The sequence below is a fragment of the Hymenobacter ginkgonis genome (genome assembly GCF_009755225.1).
Classification (GTDB): Bacteria; Bacteroidota; Bacteroidia; order Cytophagales; family Hymenobacteraceae; genus Hymenobacter; species Hymenobacter ginkgonis.
Genome location: NZ_WQKZ01000004.1, coordinates 481,191 through 497,634, shown reverse-complemented (window position 1 = coordinate 497,634; position 16,444 = coordinate 481,191). Strand labels below are relative to the sequence as shown.

Sequence of the window (16,444 nt, the reverse complement as noted above, 5' to 3'; positions counted from 1 at the left end):
TATTATTCGCAAACTTGCAGCGTTTGCCCTACAGCTATTGCTGCGCTACCAGCACCCGCCAGCCGTGGGGCGGCAGTTGGAGCTGCGGCTCCTGCACCGGCCCGCTGGCGCTCGCAAAAGCATCGGTAAAGTTGGCCGCCCCGGTTGGCCGCTGAAACTGCTGCGGCTGCTCACTCAGGTTCGTTACTACTAGCACGCGCGCTTTACCGTCGGCCGTGGCGCGCTCGAAGGCAAAGCAGCCCGTTGGCGCCGGCAGAATGGTGAATTTGGCGCAGGCGTCGCCGTTGCGCAGCGCCGGGTTAGTCTTTTTAAGCTGCAAGAGCGTGGTGTAAAATTGCTCCCGCGAGTAGCGGCTCCACTGAATAGTATCCTTGTCAAAAAAGCGCAGCTTCTTAGTCGAAGCCGCTTCCTGGCCGCTGTATACCAGCGGAATACCGGGTAGCAAGGTCGTGAGTACGGCCATAGGTAGGGCATCCTTACCCAGGCGCACATCCTCCGGATTGTCCCAGGAATTGACGTCGTGCGAGCTGGTGAAATTCATTAGGTACACGCCGGCCGGATACATCTTGCGCTCGGTGGCGAAGTAGCCGGGTAGGGCCGCCGCCGGCTTTTTGCCCTGCGCGATGCTGTCCAGGAGGTAGTGCAGCTTGAGCGCGTAAGTTGCATCAAAAGCCTTTTCGAGCAAATGCGTGTGCGGCGTGAACGTGCCTTTGGGCAGGAAGGGTGGGTCGTGCAGTTCGTCCCACTCGGCTAGCATAAATACGGGCTTAGTTTTCTCTAATTCGGCCCGCGTGGCGTCCCAAAAGTCGGTGGGCACCAGCCCGGCCACGTCGCAGCGGAAGCCATCGAAGCTGGCCGTTTTCACCCAGAACGCCATGCTCTCGGTCATGTATTGGCGCAAGGCGGGCTTGCGGTAGTCGAGGTCAATCACATCCTGCCAGTCGGCCACGGGCGGCACAAAATGGCCTTTGGCATCTTTGGTAAACCAGTCGGGGTGCTCTTGGCTCAGCTTGCTGTCCCAGCTGGTGTGGTTGGCCACCCAGTCGAGAATGACGTGCATCCCCAGCTTGTGCGCTTCGCCGATAAGGTGCTGCAAATCAGCCATGCTGCCAAACTCGGGGTTCACGCTGCGGTAGTCGCGCAGCGAGTACTGGCTGCCGAGCTTGCCCTTGCGCTTGGCCACGCCAATGGGCTGCACCGGCATCAGCCACAGTATGCCTACCCCCATCTTTTGCAGGCGAGCCAGGTGTGGCTCGATGGCTCGGAAAGTGCCTTCGGGCGTGTACTGGCGCACATTTACCTGGTAGAGGCTGGCGTTGGTGGCCCAGGCCGGGTGCTTGATAGTGAACGGCGCGGGCGGGCGGCACGCGTTGGTATTGGCCTGGCTGGTTTGCGTCGAGTTGTCGGGGGAAGAACAGGCGGCCAAGGCGAGCAGCAGGCCTAGAAACTTGCGCATGGAGCAGGGGGTAGGGTGGGAAAAAGGCTTACGTAAGAACGGGATTCCGCGCTTCATACCAAGCGCAGGCAGTGCCGTTTTCCACAAACGTGTTGCCCAACTGCAAACCGATTTTTTCCAGGATGCGGCGCGAACCCGTGTTGTGCACGTCGGCGTAGGCGCACACGCGGGGCAGCGCCAGGCTTTCGAAGCCATAGGCTAGCCAGGCTCGGGCGGCTTCGTAGCCGTAGCCTTGGCCCCAATAGCGCGGGAGAAAGCGATAGCCCAGGTCGTAAAAATCACGCTGGTCATTCACCGGGCCGGGCACCAGCTTCAGGCCCGCCCAGCCCATAAACGCGCCGGTAGCCTGCTCCAGTACCGCCCAGCGCCCGATGCCGTTGGCCACGTATTGGGCCTGAATAAACTGAATCGTGGCCTGGCTATCGGCCAGGCTAGCCGGGCGCGGCCCCCCAATGCCCCCCAGGTAGCGGTGCACGGCCGGGTCGCGGTCTAGCGCAAACATCCCGCGGACATCGGTGGCTAGTAGCGGGCGAAGGAGCAGGCGCTCCGTAGAGAAAGGCTGCATACACGTAACCAAGTAAGGCGGGTGGGCCGCTCTTATAGCTTCACGCCAAATTTCTTGCCTACCCCCTCCAAATCTTGCACCACGGCGTCGAGCAGGGGTAGGCCTTCGAGTAGGCGGTGCGCGGCCATGTCGCGCTCAGGGTCGCCGGGGATGAGCACGTGCTTGCCCGCTACGGCTTGCGCGTTGCGGAAGGTGGTTATCCAGTTGTCCATGTGGCTTTTGAACTCGTCGGCGGGCCGAAAGGCATCGACGCGCATCGCCCCGAAAAAGTGACCCAAGCCCTGGCCCACCGGATTGGCCGAGGGTTGCAGAAACGCCACAAATGGCGGCACCCAAGGCCCGTAATTCGCCCCGCTTAGCACAGCCGAGAAGATATCGACCACCGCGCCCAAGCCGTAGCCTTTGTGCGAGCCGGTTTCGCCGCCCAAGGGCTGCAAGGCGCCGCCGTTTTTCACGGCGTTGGCGTCGGTGCTGGGGTGGCCGGCCGCGTCCTGCGCCCAACCGGTAGGGATAGGCAAGTTCTTGCGCTGCGCGATTTCAAGCTTACCGTTGGCCGCCGTGGTAGTGGCCATGTCGAGCACAAAGTCGGGCTGCTCGCCAGCGGGCACGGCTACGGCAATGGGATTGGTGCCCAGCAGCCTTTCGAGCGAATAAGTAGGTGCTACGAGCGGCGAGGCATTGGTCATAGCCACCCCTATCATGTCTTGGGCCAGCGCCAGCATGGCGTGGTAGCCGGCAATGCCGAAGTGGTTGGAGTTCTTCACTGAAACCCAGCCCGTACCCACCAGCTCGGCTTTCGCCATGGCAATGCGCATGGCCTTGGGGCCCACCACAAGGCCCAGGCCGCCGTCGCCATCGACTACGGCCGTGCTGGGCGTTTCGTAGGTGACGCCTACGCGGGGTGTGGCGTTAATGCGGCCTGCTTCCCAAAGGCGCACGTAGCCCGAGAGGCGCGCCACGCCGTGCGAGTCTATCCCCCGCAAATCGGCCGAGAGCAAGGTTTCGGTGGCGAGCGTAGCGTCGGCGGGTGGGCAGCCGATGGCCAGGAATACCTGCTCGGCGAAGCTGAAAAGCTGTTGGTAAGAAAAAGTCATGAAAGGAAACAAGGACGTTTTATAGCGCGCCAACCGGTTCGGCAACTGCCTACGAGCGGGGCACGAGCTACAAAAGTCGTCTTGCTCGCCTTATTGCTGCTGTTGTTGCTGCTGCTGCTCCCAGGTTACGTACTTGCGGTACGAGTTCACGGGCTCGGGGGGGGTAGGGGCCTGCTGCACGTACACGGGTACGTCGGGCTGGTTATCGGTGGGTAGGGGCTGGCCGTTCTCGATGTGCACCGACACCTCCAGCGTGTGCGCCCCGGTGCCTTTGTACGTGCCTTTAACGGGCGTAACGTCGGCAAAACTACGCCCAATGGCCACGCGCACATGCCCGTCGTTGACGATGCAATTGTTGGTGGGGTCGAGGCCCAGCCAGCCGTAGAAGGGCACGTACACCTCGACCCAAGCGTGGGTGGCACCTGCCCCGCGCACGCCTTCCTCGCGGGGGCACACGTAGCCGCTCACGTAGCGGGCGGGCAACTGGATGAGGCGCAGCAAGTACAGCAGCAGGTGCGTAAAGTCTTGGCACACCCCAGCCCGCAGCCGCCAGGTTTCCTCAATGGGTGTTTCGATGCTCGTGACGCCCTGCTGGTACTGGAAGTTTTCGTATACGTACTCCGAGAGTTGCAGCGCCTGTTTCAGCGGCTTGTCGCCGTAGGTGAGTACGCTGCCGAGCGCCGCCCGTATCTCCGGCTCTAGCTCCGAATGGGGCGACTTCAGGTAGTCCATAAAAGCCATATCGGTGCGCAGGCTGGCTAGGTTTTCCCACTGCGTGGCCGCGTCGGCCTCATCCATCGGAAACTGAATGGCGTGGGTTTCTACTTCGGCCAGCGACTCAATAACCAACTCAGAGTGCGGCTGAATGAGCGAAAATACCCCCACCTGATTGCCAAAATAATCGGTGAACAGCGCCACCTCTGGTTGCTGCGAAATACTGACGTTGTGGCTCTTCACCGTCAGCCGGGCATCGGGCAGCGGGTATATCATCAGCTGGTTGGCGCAGTCGATAACGGGCGCCGCGTAGGCATAGCGCGTGCGGTGCTGTATTTTATAAGAAGGCATAAGTTCAATTGTCAATTATCAGTGAGCACTTATCAGTTGTCAATACAGGCTCAATGGTCAGCTAACTAAGTGCTTACTGATAATTGATGATTGATAACTGCTACTTGACTTTCAGCCATTGCCAAAAAAGGAGCTACTGAGCGCCGTAGTAATGTCGAGCAATTCGCTGCGCACTTGGGCCAGAAATTTCTCAAGCGCTTCGCCTTTTTGGTCTTGCAAGGTGCTGTAGGCCACCGTAGTACGCGCCTTGCCAATGAGAAAACGCAGGTGCTCGTAGCTCTCGGGGCGGCTTTTGTCTTTCAGGCGCTCGCAGTAGCGCAGCAGCTGGCCCAGGCTGTAAATAAGCGAGTGCGGAAAATCGGCATTATAAAGCACTAATTCGAGCACGCTGCGGGCCTCTAGGTGGCCTTGGTAGGTCTTGATATACAGCTCGTAACCCAGCAAGCCATAAAGCAGATAGCGCAGTTCGGGTGCCCCGGCCACCGACTCATTTTCGGTTGCAAACAGGTGCTGGTTTAAGCGCAGCAGGTCGGCCGTTTGCAGGGCGCGCTCCAAAAACTTACCCAGCTTGAGGTAGATGTAGCCTTCGTCGCGGGGCATGGTGTTTTGCACCGTGCCCACGTACAGCACGCCCTGCTGAATCAGCGCATCGAGGCCCGATACAGGGTCTTCGCCCAGCGTTTGGTGCGCCACCGCATCGTGCCGAATCAGGTGGTAGTAGTCGTTCAAGCTCTGCCATACCTCTTTGCTGATGTGGTCTTGCACGGCGCGGGCGTTTTCGCGGCCCTGCACGATGTTGCGGTAAGCCGAAGCAGCGTTTTCGCGGTCAAAAACCAGGTGGTAAAGCACTTGCGGCGTGTGGGGCGCCCGCTTGGCTATTTCCTTGTCAGAGAGGTCGCCGTAGGTGTTCAGCAGCGGCTGCCAGCCCCAGTAATGGGGCTCGTCTTGCGAGGCAATGTATTGAATACGAATAACCTGCAACATGGCTTGCGTGCGCTCCATGTAGCGGGCCAGCCAGTAAATGGTGTCGGCAACGCGGCTTAGCATAAGTGATGGGTCATTCTAGCGGGTGAATCTCACCTCCTACCCCCTCTCCAAAAAAGAAGGGAGCCAGATAAGTACGTTGAGTAAAGGCATCAATAAAATTCGCGGCCAGCATCGCCTGGCGCCGCTCTTCTGGGGAGGGTAGGGGATACCACTGAGGTCTCACCCTCCCAGCACCCAAGTATCCTTGCTACCCCCGCCTTGCGACGAATTCACAATCAATGAGCCTTCTTTGAGTGCCACCCGCGTGAGGCCACCGGGCACAATGTCGATGCCCGAGGGCCCGCACAGCGCAAAGGGCCGCAGGTCGATGCGGCGCGGCTGAAGCTTGCCATCAATGTAGCAAGGGGTAGACGACAAACTGATGATGGGCTGGGCAATGAAGCTGCGCGGGTCGCCCAAAATAGCCTGGCGGAAGGCGTCCATTTCCTGCTCGGTGGCGGCGCTGCCGATGAGCATTCCGTAGCCGCCCGACTCGTTGGTGCGCTTAATTACCATCTTGTCCATTTGGCCAAATACGAGCTCGCGGTGCTCGGGGTCGGCGAGTTGGTAGGTTGGCACGTTCTTCAGAATGGGCTCCTCGTTCAGGTAGTAGCGAATCATGTCGGGTACATAGCAGTACACGGCTTTGTCGTCGGCTACGCCATTGCCCATAGCGTTCACGATGGCCACGTTGCCCTTGCGGTAGGCCCAGTAGAGGCCTGGCACGCCCAGCGCACTGTCGGGCCGGAAGGCCAGCGGGTCCAAAAACTCATCGTCAACGCGCCGGTAAATAACGTCCACTTTCTCCAGGCCCTTGGTCGTTTTCATGTACACAAAGTGGTTATGCACAATCAAATCCCTACCCTCCACTAGCTGAATGCCCATGAGGCGGGCCAGCGTGCTATGCTCAAAATACGCCGAGTTGTAGATGCCCGGCGAGAGCAATACCACTGTGGGGTCGCTGGTTTGCGGGCCGGCCAGCGCCAGCAGGTTGCGGTAGAGCAGGGCGGGGTAGTCCTTCACCGGCAGCACATTGCTCTTGGGCAGCAAGTCGGGGAAGATGCGGTACGTGATGCTTCGATTCTCCAGCATATACGACACGCCGGAGGGCGTGCGCAGGTTGTCTTCGAGCACGTAAAACTCGCCGTCGTGGTCGCGGATAAGGTCTACCCCCGCTACGTGCGTGTACACATCGTGCGGCACGCTCACGTTCATCATCTCACGCACAAACTGCGGGCAGGAGTACACCAAGGCCGCGGGCACCACGCCATCTTTGATGATAAATTGCTGATGGTAAATGTCTTTAAGAAAGATATTGAGCGCTTTCAGCCGCTGCTTGATGCCGGCTTCAATGCGCAGCCACTCCGAGTTGCTGATGATGCGCGGAATGATGTCGAACGGAAATATCTTCTCGATGCCCTCGCCGCTGTTATAAACAGTAAACGTAATGCCTTGGCTCATAAAGAGTTTCTTGGCTAGCTCGTCCTTGCGGGTCATCTCCAGGCCCGCTAGGTTTTCGATGGCCGCGGCAAAATGCTGGTACTCGGGCCGCACCCCTTCGGCCCGAAACATCTCGTCCCACACCTGAGGGTGTTCCTGGTAGGAAGTCAGTAGCGTATTGGCAGGCATAAAAGTAGGGGGTAGGGATGCGAAGGTAGTTTAGGCGCAAAAGCTAGCTAAAGCGAATACTCGGGGCTAAATAAACAACTAAAATTCTCAATTCAATGCCATTTATCAGCAAGTACCCTGCGAAAGGAAAAGGGCTAGCTGGGAATACGCATTTTCAACCAATCAGGTAATTTCAGCTCAACCTCGTTGCCTGCTACTCGTTAAGAAGCGCACTACCAGCCTTCATCTTTGTGAAACTCTTTACCTGCACGCACTGCGGCCAAGTGCTGTACTTTGAAAACAGCCGGTGCGAAAAGTGCTACTATGCCTTGGGCTTTGAGGCTACGCAACTGCAATTGCTGCCCCTCGAAGCGCAGCCCGATGGTACCAGCTACCGGCTCTACGGCGCCCCTGCCGATACGGCAAGTGCGTACAGCTACTGCGCTAATCACCAGCACGATGCTTGCAACTGGCTGGTGCCTGCGGGCAGCGCCACACCCTTTTGCATGGCCTGCGACCTCAACCGCACCATTCCCGACCTAAGCCACCCCGGCTACCTCAGCCGCTGGCAGGCCATTGAGGTGGCCAAGCACCGCTTGGTATATAGCCTCTTGTGCCTGCACCTGCCCGTGGTGAGCAAGCGCGTGTACCCCGACGAAGGCCTGCAATTTGATTTCAAAGCCGATGAAAGCCCCGAGCAGCGGGTAATGACTGGCCATGATAATGGACTTATTACCATCAATATAGCCGAAGCTGACGCCATTGAGCGCGAGCAAGCCCGGCAGTCGATGCACGAGCTGTACCGCACCTTGCTGGGTCACTTTCGCCACGAGGTGGGCCATTATTATTGGGACCGCCTTATCGACGATTCGCCCAACCTAGCGGAGTTCCGCCAGCTCTTTGGCGACGACCGCCAGGATTATGGGGAGTCGCTCAAAAAACACTACGCCCAGGGCGCCCCACCCGACTGGCAGCAGCACTATATCAGCTCCTACGCCACCAGCCACCCCTGGGAAGATTGGGCCGAAACCTGGGCCCACTACTTGCACATCATCGATACGCTGCAAACGGCCTATGCCTTTGGCCTGCGCCTCGACCCACTCGACACGCGCCCCGAACAGGGCCTGCGCGCCGCCATCCGAGACCCTTATCAACTAGCTGATTTTGCGAAGATTATGGACATGTGGCTGCCTCTCACGTTTGCCATGAATAGCCTTAACCGTAGCATGGGCCTGCCCGACCCCTACCCCTTCATTATCAGCCCAGACGTGACCAAAAAGCTGGCCTTCATCCACAAAGTGGCGGGCGAGCGGGCCGGTCTGGCCTCAGCCCAGCAGCTCGGCCAGCAGCCCCTCCTTCAGGGCGAAGGCGGAAGCGGTAATGTGGCGTAAATCGTAGGTTTTCAAGACGAAATAAATGATTACGCTGGCTACTACTAGCATGTCGGCCCGCATCGGGAACATGCCGGGTAGGGCTACGCGCCCGTCGTGGTCGAGGCTCAGCAGCAGGGCAAAATGCTGTCGAAAATCTTCGACGTCGATAGCCGTGGTAGGCGGCAAATCGGCCTCGCGCCGCACGCGCCCCACCGACAAGTCGCCCATGGTATCGAAGCTGCCCGAGCTGCCCACCAGCCCGGCCAACGGGCTAAATTCGGCCACGGCTGCGGTAAGCGGCGCCAGCACCTCCGCCAAAAATTCCAGCTCGGCCGCCAAAGCTGTTTGGGAAAATACGCCCGTAGGGTCCGAAAAAAACTTGTCTAGGAGCCGCTGCGCGCCGATTTCAAAGCTGTGCTTCCAGAAAATGGTGTCGGCATTGGCAATGATAAACTCAACCGAGCCGCCGCCAATATCCATCAGCAAGTGCTTTTCGGGCCCCAGCGGCACCGCTTGTCGAATGCCTTTGGCAATGAGTTCGGCCTCGCGTTCGCCCCCAATCACCTCCACCTGAATACCCGTTTGGTTTAAAATATCGCGCACCAAGTCGGGCCCGTTGCGCGAGACGCGCATGGCGCTGGTGGCCGTGGCGCGCACTTCGGTCACTTGGTGCAGCTCTATTTCTTCCTTAAAGCCGCGCAGCGTTTGCAAGGCGCGGGCGTAAGGAGCCGTCGCAATTTCGCCCTGGCTAATGCCGCCTTCCCCCAGCCGCACGCCCACCTTGGTGCGCACCAGCGTATGCGGCGGCTGGCCGGGCCGGTCTTCCACAATTAGTAAGTGGAAGGTGTTGGTACCCATGTCGATAAGGGCCAGGCGGCGGTGATGAACGGGAGCGTGCATAAAAAATAATTGCGGAAGCAGATAATGTAAAAGAACGTCATGCTGAGCGAAGCGAAGCATCTCGCCTGCTTCGTTGAGGTACTACTACCCCTGGCAAGCTGCTTCGCTTCGCTCAGCATGACGTTCTTTTTAGAAAAGCAGACGCTATGTGGCAAAGCGGCAAAACGTGCCCAGCGGCAGCTTGCGCTGGCCGGCATCGTGCAAGTATATCTCACCTAGCTCGCGCACGGCTTTTTTGCCGGGAAAGATGGCCTGCGTTAAGTTGTCCAGAATGAGCGCCGAAAAGCCCAGTGAGTAGAGGTTCACCACAAAAAAGTGGTCCTCAGGGTCGAGTAGCTGCTGGCTGAGTTTGAGCAGCTCGTTTAGCTCATCTTCGAGCTGCCACTTTTCGCCGTTGGGGCCGCGGCCGTAGGCGGGCGGGTCGAGGATGAGGCCTTGGTACTTGCTGCCGCGCTTCACTTCGCGGCGCACGTACTTCATGGCATCTTCCACGAGCCAGCGCACACCGTCGAGCTGGCTGGCCTCCATATTATCGCGGGCCCAGAAATTGACCTGCTTCACCGAATCCAGGTGCGTCACGTCGGCCCCGGCGGCGCGGGCGGCCAGCGTGGCGGCGCCGGTATAGGCAAATAGGTTGAGCACCCGCGGCAGGGTAGCCCGGCGCTTACGAGTCTGGTTATAAATAAATTGCCAGTTGGGGTCTTGCTCCGGAAATAGCCCCACGTGCTTGAACGACGACAGCCCCAGCCGAAATTTCAAGCGCAGTCCATCGGGTCGCTCGTAGCCAATAACCCACTGCTCGGGCATGCCTTTTTTGAGGCTCCACTGGCCCTTTTCGGTGCTGCCGGGGGCGCGGGCAAAGGTGGCATCGGCCTTGTGCCAATCGGCGGGGGGTAGGGCGGGGTCCCAGATGGCTTGCGGCTCGGGGCGCGCCAGCACGTACTGGCCAAAGCGCTCTAGCTTTTGAAAATTGCCGCTGTCGAGCAACGCGTAGTCGGGCCAGGGGGATGTGGTAAGGAAGTCGTACACGGGGCAAAAGTACGGCTACCAAGGGCCAGCCGGTAAACCAGCGTGCGTGGAGCTGGGCACCACATCAGCAGCAGGACGCGCGTGGCGCGTTCGTCGCGTGCAAAGCATTCTTCAAATAGTGCCAGTGCCCGTTCAGCGAAGCCCTACCCCCGCTCCGCTACCCCAGCCGTAACTTTACCTAATGCTCCGCGCCTTCCCTTTAAACCATGTAATTATAACGCTCGCTTTGGCTGGCCTGGGCGCGTGTTCGGCCCCAACTGCCTCGGCGCCGGGCGAAGAATATTATAATTGCCGCGAAGTGTACGAGCCCGTACGGGGCCGGATTATGGACCGGCACGGCGAGCTGTTGGTGGCCCTGCAAGCGCACTACACCCTTACGCTGCCGCACTTGCCGCAACTCGACACCGTGGCGTTTAACCAGCTGATGGGCTGGCCCGAAGGTGCTTTGCAGGCGCGGGTATTTGCGGCTCGCCTGCCGGCGGGGCCGCCGCCCCGCTACCCCCTGTTAGTGGCCGATTCTACGGGCGCCATGCCCCCCGATACGGCCAAGCCCAAGCCCGCCCCGCCCCGCGTGCAGCGCTGGCCCATCGAGCTAGCCCTCACCAAGCCCGAGGCGGACAGCCTGCGCCGCCACGCCCGCGAGTGGCCCGGCCTGGTGGTGCGCCGCCAGCGCGCGCGTACCTACCTCACCAACGTGGCGGCGCCCGTGCTGGGCTACCAGCCGGCCAATGCGCAGCAGTTCTTGTACTTGGCTCAAAAGCTGGAGCGCGGCCGCTACTACCGCCTGCGCAACAGTGGGGTAGAGGGCTATTATAATAACCTGCTAGCCGGCCACCGCGGCGCCTACCACCCCCGCACCGACGGCCACGGCAAGGTGCACGGCCGCTGGGCCGCCGACACCGTTTTTCGCCAAGGCCAAGACCTGCACCTGAGCATTGATGCCGGGTTGCAAGCTTATGCCGAGCGCCTGCTAGGCGAGCGGCGCGGCTACCTCGTGGCCCTCGACCCCACCACCGGCGAAATCCTGGCCTGCGTGTCGGCCCCCAGCTACGCCCCCGCCACCCTCACTGACCCAAGCCGCAGTGCGGAGCGCCGAGCCCTGCTGCGCGACGATGAAAACCGCCCGCTGCTCAACCGCCCGGCTGTGCAGGCCAACCCACCCGGCTCGGTTTTTAAGCTGGTGAATGCTGCCGTGGCCTTGCAATTAGGGGCCATCAAGGCCGATACCTCATTTGCCTGCGACCAGTCGCTTATCAACTGCGTGCACCCGCACCCGCGCGCCCGCAACCTGACGATGGCCCTCAAATACAGCTGCAATCCCTACTTCTACCAGGTGTTGCGGGCGGTAGTGGAGCCGCGGCCCGATTCGGCCGCCACGGCCGCTGACACGGTGCTGGCCCGCCACGCGCATTTGGCGGCCTGGCGGCGGCAGGTAAAATCATTTGGGCTCGATACGCTGCTGGGCGTAGACATTGCCCGCGAGCAGCCGGGCTTTCTGCCTACCCCCGCCTACTACGACAAGGCGCGCCGCACCAAGTATTGGTCGTTTGCCTCGATTTATTCGCTCAGCATTGGGCAGGGCGAAATCAACCTTACCGGCCTGCAAACGGCTAATGTGCTGGCTACCGTCGCGAACCGGGGCTGGTACATCACGCCCCATTTTGTGCGGGCCGTGGGCCAGTCTGGACAGCCGTTGCCCCGGTTTACCCAGAAGCATCGCACCTTGGTTGATAGCGTCAACTTTGCCGCGCTCGTGCCTGGCATGGTGGCTGCCATGCAGCGCGGTGGCACCGCCGAGCTGGCAAGCCTTGCCGACGTAGGCATTACGGTGGCTGGTAAAACCGGCACCGTGCAAAACGACGAGGGCGACGACCACGCCACCTTTGGCGGCTTTGCGCCCGCTACGAAGCCGCGCATCGTGGTGGCCGTGTACCTCGAAAACGCGGGGTTTGGCGGGCTATCGGCTGCGCCCTGCGCCGCGCTCATCATGGAAAAATACCTGCGCGGCAAAATCGCTCCCCGCCGCAAAAAGTGGGAATACTGGCTGCGTTGCGGCGACCTCACCGGGCATTTTAGGTAAGCACGTATTGTTTGAGCATGCCAGCAGCTCGATAAATGCGCGTGCATAAAGTGCGCCTTGCTAGCTGCCCCCAGTCCCCATTAACCCTATTTTTGTGGGAGTAGGGCGTTTTTGCGTTTCAGTCCCAAACGCTACTTGCTTCGTTCAAATTGGCGCAGCCTACCCCGTCTTTTACAGTTCGCATGACTTTTCATAAATACCAAGGCACTGGCAACGATTTCGTTATCCTCGATGACCGAGCCGCGCAGTTTGACCTCACCAACCAGCCGCTGATTGCGCGCCTTTGCCACCGCCGCTTCGGCATTGGGGCCGATGGCCTGATGCTGCTACGCAACACGGAAGGTTATGATTTTGAGATGGTTTACTTCAACGCCGATGGTAATCCTAGCTCGATGTGCGGCAATGGCGGGCGCTGCCTAGTGGCATTTGCGAAGCACTTAGGAATTATTGACAAAGAAGCGAATTTTCTGGCCGTAGATGGTCCTCACCAGGCGCGCGTCGAAGCCGACGGCACCGTACGCCTGAAGATGATAGACGTTGCCCCGGTGCAAGAGGCCTGGGTAGGGGAGGAAGACGTTTTTGTGCATACTGGTTCGCCGCACCACGTACACTTTCTCGACGCAAGTGAAGGCCATACGCTGGCCGAATTTGACGTGTATGGCGCGGGCCACGACATTCGCTACGACCAGGCCTACGACCCCGCCGGCACCAACGTCAACTTTGTCGAAACTCCCGCCGACCCTGCTCACCCCTGGCCGGTACGCACCTACGAGCGCGGCGTCGAAGACGAAACCCTGAGTTGTGGCACCGGCGTTACGGCCGTAGCGCTGGCCGCTTCGCAGCGCGGTGCTACCTCGCCCGTACGCCTCCAAACACCCGGCGGCCTGCTCGAAGTGAGCTTTGACGTGCGTGCCGATGGCGGGTTCGAAAACGTGTGGCTGAGCGGCCCAGCAGTGCGTGTGTTTGGCGGCGAACTGTAGCGCCTCAGCGCTCGGTACCTCGGGCGACTAATGGGAGGTAGGGCGCGGCCCAGTTTTCTTTTTTCCTGTTTATGGTCACGCTGCGCGCCCTCGAACCCGACGATTTAGATTTTTTATTTGCCCTCGAAAACGACCCCGACTTGTGGGCCGTGTCGGATGTGCTGCCGGCACCGATTTCGCGCCAAGCTTTGCGCGAATACCTGCGCCACGCCACGGCCAGCCTAGCCGAAGCCGGGCAAATGCGCCTGATTATCAGCGCTGAAAACAGCCAGGCTGTGGGCACCCTCGATTTGTACGATTATTCGGCCTTGCACCAGCGGGCAGGGGTAGGCATTACGGTACTCCAAAGTGCGCGGCGGCGTGGCTACGCCGCCGCCGCGTTGGCGCAGCTGCTACCCTATGCTGGGCAGGCGCTGCAGCTGCACCAATTATACTGCACCATAGCGGCTAGCAATGAGCCCAGTCTCAGGCTTTTCAGGAAAGCAGGGTTTCGGCAGGTAGGTGTGCGGCACGACTGGCTGCGTATTCCTATCCCCCCTGGCTGGATAAATGCCGTAGAAATGCAACTTATCCTGCAAAAAGCACCCCTTGTCATTCTAAACGAGCTATTTTAAGCTCGGCCATATCTTTTAAATGGGGTCTTCCGTAGAACAGTCATAAGCGCTGCGCGCCGCCGAAGATTTATCCCGGCCTAAGCAGTCTTCAAAGCTCTTTCCTATCTTTTTTCATGCCGCTTTCTACTCCGGCGGAGGCACCCGCGCGTGCCACCTCCACCGCCCCGGCTGCGGGTCAAGCCGATACTACTGCTCTTACGTATTCCCTGCCCGACCTGGTTTGCTTCGCGCATTTACACTGGGATTTTGTGTGGCAGCGCCCGCAACATTTACTGTCGCGCTTCGCGCAGCACGGACGGGTTTTTTATATAGAAGACGCCTTCTTTCACGCCGATGACCTCATCGAGCCGCACGTAGAAGTAAAAGAACGGCAAAATGGGGTGAAAGTGGTAGTGGTGCACCTGCCCCAGCACCTGCGCGCAAACGAAGCTGCTGCCAACCAAGCGCAGTTTGAAGTACTGAGTGACTTTTTCGTGGAAAGCGGCATCGATAACTACCTATTTTGGTACTATACGCCGATGGCGCTGAACAAATCGCGCGCCTTTCAGCCAGTGCTTACCGTCTATGATTGCATGGACGAGCTAGCCCAATTCAAGTTTGCTCCGCCCGAGTTGCGCCAGCTAGAGCAGGAATTATTTCAAAAAGCTGACTTGGTTTTTACCGGTGGCCAGCGCCTCTACGAAGCGAAACGTGAGCAACATGCCGATGCTCACGCTTTTCCGAGCAGCATCGATAAAGACCACTTTGGCCAAGCCCGCGACCCAAAATTGGCCGAGCCCGCCGACCAAGCTGACATTGCGCACCCGCGCATCGGTTTTTTTGGTGTAGTCGACGAGCGGCTTGATATTGATTTGCTGGGCCAATTGGCCACGAACCATCCTGAATGGCAATTCGTTATTATCGGACCGGTGGTTAAGATTGACCCCGCTTCATTACCGCATAATAGTAATATTCATTACCTAGGCGGTAAGAACTACCAGGAACTACCCGCATATTTGCGGGGCTGGGACGTAGCTACCCTGCTATTTGCCCGCAACGAGAGTACCGAATTCATTTCGCCCACCAAAACGCCTGAATACCTGGCTGCCGGCCGGCCAGTAGTAAGCACTAGCATCCGCGATGTGGTGCGGCCTTATGGCGAGTTGAACCTGGTACAGATTGCCGATGACCCACGGGAATTCGGTCAGGCCATTGCCACGGCCCTAGAACAAGGTAAGGATGCCGACTGGCGCACCCGTACCGACGACTATCTGGCAACGATTTCCTGGGACCTCACCTGGCAAAATATGGTGAACCTGATGCAAGAGCGCTTAGCAGCCAAACCCACTGCCCCGCGCCTGGCTTAGACGTTCGTTTGTTCGATTACCTATTAGTAGTAGTAGCTTTTAACTTCCTCATCCTCTAAATTTTCTCCCATATGTTCGACTATCTCATCGTCGGGGCTGGCTTCGCTGGCAGCGTGCTGGCTGAGCGGCTAGCCACCCGAAGCAACAAAAAAGTGCTCGTTATTGACAAGCGCAGTCATATTGGGGGTAATGCCTATGACCATTACAATGAAGATGGCATCCTGATTCACAAGTATGGTCCGCACATTTTCCATACTAACTCGAAGGACGTTTTCGATTACCTCGGCAATTTCACCGATTGGCGCCCTTACGAGCACCGTGTGCTTGCCTCAGTCGATGGCCAGTTGGTGCCAATGCCCATCAACCTCGACACTATTAACAAGCTATATGGCTTGAGCCTAACGAGCTTTGAGGTAGAGCAGTTTTTTGAATCAGTAGCTGAGGAAGTACCCGTCATCAAAACGTCGGAAGACGTAGTAGTAAGCAAGGTTGGCCGCGAACTGTACAATAAGTTTTTCAAAAATTACACCAACAAGCAGTGGGGTCTCGACCCTTCACAGTTGGATAAGTCGGTGACGAGCCGGGTGCCCACCCGCACCAACCGCGACGACCGGTATTTCACCGATACCTACCAGGCCATGCCCCTGCACGGCTATACCCGCATGTTTGAGAAGATGCTCGACCACCCGAACATCAAAATCATGCTGAATACCGACTACCACGAAATAATCAAGTTCATTCCCTTCAAGGAAATGATTTTCACCGGCCCGGTAGACGAGTATTTTGACTTCCAGTTCGGTAAGCTGCCCTACCGCTCGCTCGAGTTCAAGCATGATACCCTCAGCAAAGAGCAGCACCTGGCGGCGCCAGTAGTAAACTATCCCAATGAACACGCCTATACTCGCATTACTGAGTTTAAGGCGCTTACGGGCCAAACGCACCCCAAAACAGCCATCGTATACGAGTACCCACAGGCAGAAGGCGACCCCTACTACCCCGTGCCGATGCCCGAAAACGCGGAACTGTACGCCAAGTACAAGAAGCTTGCGGACGAAACGACTGGAGTGCACTTTGTAGGTCGCCTCGCTACCTATAAGTATTACAACATGGACCAGGTAGTAGCCCAGGCGCTTACGCTGTACAAAAAACTAACTGAGAAAGAAGAAGCCGCTAAGCCCGTTCGTCCGGTTATCGCGGGCTCGGCCTCACTGGTTGATAAACTAGTAAGCCGCGACCCAGCCAAGGAGTAACATCTGCGATTACACTGCACGTATAAAATGCCCTACCTACTCGGTAGGGCATTTTTAC

14 protein-coding genes are annotated in these 16,444 nt (G+C 58.8%); 6 read left to right on the top strand and 8 right to left on the bottom strand.

The window, feature by feature from the left end; genetic code table 11:
- Positions 1-34: 34 nt before the first annotated feature.
- The 6 genes from GO988_RS18105 to GO988_RS18080 all read right to left on the bottom strand — a co-directional run bounded on the left by GO988_RS18105 (position 35) and on the right by GO988_RS18080 (position 6,835).
- The gene (locus GO988_RS18105) at positions 35-1,456 is read right to left on the bottom strand and encodes an alpha-amylase family glycosyl hydrolase (RefSeq protein ID WP_198172884.1); all 1,422 of its coding nucleotides are present in this window, start codon (positions 1,454-1,456) and stop codon (positions 35-37) included.
- Between the two features lie 28 nt (positions 1,457-1,484).
- Positions 1,485-2,021, bottom strand: a complete 537-nt coding sequence (locus tag GO988_RS18100; protein WP_157568119.1) for a GNAT family N-acetyltransferase — start codon at positions 2,019-2,021, stop codon at positions 1,485-1,487.
- A 32-nt stretch (positions 2,022-2,053) separates the two neighbouring features.
- Positions 2,054-3,115 (bottom strand): Ldh family oxidoreductase, encoded by a 1,062-nt coding sequence (locus GO988_RS18095; RefSeq protein WP_157568117.1) that lies wholly within the window; start codon positions 3,113-3,115, stop codon positions 2,054-2,056.
- A 90-nt stretch (positions 3,116-3,205) separates the two neighbouring features.
- Positions 3,206-4,180, bottom strand: coding sequence for a transglutaminase family protein (locus tag GO988_RS18090; RefSeq protein WP_157568115.1), 975 nt, complete (start codon positions 4,178-4,180; stop codon positions 3,206-3,208).
- Between the two features lie 111 nt (positions 4,181-4,291).
- Positions 4,292-5,227, bottom strand: a complete 936-nt coding sequence (locus GO988_RS18085) for an alpha-E domain-containing protein (RefSeq protein ID WP_157568113.1) — start codon at positions 5,225-5,227, stop codon at positions 4,292-4,294.
- Between the two features lie 159 nt (positions 5,228-5,386).
- A complete protein-coding gene (locus GO988_RS18080) occupies positions 5,387-6,835 on the bottom strand; it encodes a circularly permuted type 2 ATP-grasp protein (protein WP_157568111.1) in 1,449 nt (482 codons plus the stop codon).
- A gap of 230 nt (positions 6,836-7,065) precedes the next feature.
- On the opposite strand from GO988_RS18080, the gene GO988_RS18075 reads away from it, so the two are divergent.
- Complete coding sequence (locus tag GO988_RS18075) at positions 7,066-8,205, top strand: zinc-binding metallopeptidase family protein (protein ID WP_317164913.1); 1,140 nt, start codon at positions 7,066-7,068, stop codon at positions 8,203-8,205.
- On the opposite strand, the gene GO988_RS18070 is transcribed toward GO988_RS18075, so the two are convergent.
- Together GO988_RS18070 and GO988_RS18065 are read right to left on the bottom strand one after the other, a co-directional pair.
- Positions 8,140-9,087 carry a Ppx/GppA phosphatase family protein gene (locus tag GO988_RS18070; RefSeq protein ID WP_157568109.1) on the bottom strand — a complete coding sequence of 316 codons (948 nt, stop codon included), beginning with the start codon at positions 9,085-9,087 and terminating at the stop codon, positions 8,140-8,142. The two genes, GO988_RS18075 and GO988_RS18070, sit on opposite strands and share 66 nt — an antisense overlap.
- 144 nt (positions 9,088-9,231) lie before the next feature.
- Positions 9,232-10,116: a class I SAM-dependent methyltransferase gene (locus GO988_RS18065; RefSeq protein WP_317164912.1), complete on the bottom strand. Its 885-nt coding sequence runs from the start codon at positions 10,114-10,116 to the stop codon at positions 9,232-9,234.
- Positions 10,117-10,297: 181 nt separating this feature from the next.
- Between GO988_RS18065 and GO988_RS18060 the strand changes: the two genes are divergently transcribed.
- The 5 genes from GO988_RS18060 to glf all read left to right on the top strand — a co-directional run bounded on the left by GO988_RS18060 (position 10,298) and on the right by glf (position 16,386).
- Positions 10,298-12,196 (top strand): peptidoglycan D,D-transpeptidase FtsI family protein, encoded by a 1,899-nt coding sequence (locus tag GO988_RS18060; protein ID WP_157568107.1) that lies wholly within the window; start codon positions 10,298-10,300, stop codon positions 12,194-12,196.
- A 182-nt stretch (positions 12,197-12,378) separates the two neighbouring features.
- Complete coding sequence (gene dapF / locus GO988_RS18055) at positions 12,379-13,176, top strand: diaminopimelate epimerase (protein ID WP_157568105.1); 798 nt, start codon at positions 12,379-12,381, stop codon at positions 13,174-13,176.
- A gap of 71 nt (positions 13,177-13,247) precedes the next feature.
- Positions 13,248-13,790 (top strand): GNAT family N-acetyltransferase, encoded by a 543-nt coding sequence (locus GO988_RS18050; protein WP_157568103.1) that lies wholly within the window; start codon positions 13,248-13,250, stop codon positions 13,788-13,790.
- 113 nt (positions 13,791-13,903) lie between these two features.
- Positions 13,904-15,136 carry a glycosyltransferase family 1 protein gene (locus GO988_RS18045; protein ID WP_157568101.1) on the top strand — a complete coding sequence of 411 codons (1,233 nt, stop codon included), beginning with the start codon at positions 13,904-13,906 and terminating at the stop codon, positions 15,134-15,136.
- A 71-nt stretch (positions 15,137-15,207) separates the two neighbouring features.
- Positions 15,208-16,386, top strand: a complete 1,179-nt coding sequence (gene glf / locus GO988_RS18040; protein WP_157568099.1) for a UDP-galactopyranose mutase — start codon at positions 15,208-15,210, stop codon at positions 16,384-16,386.
- The last annotated feature ends 58 nt before the right edge of the window (positions 16,387-16,444 follow it).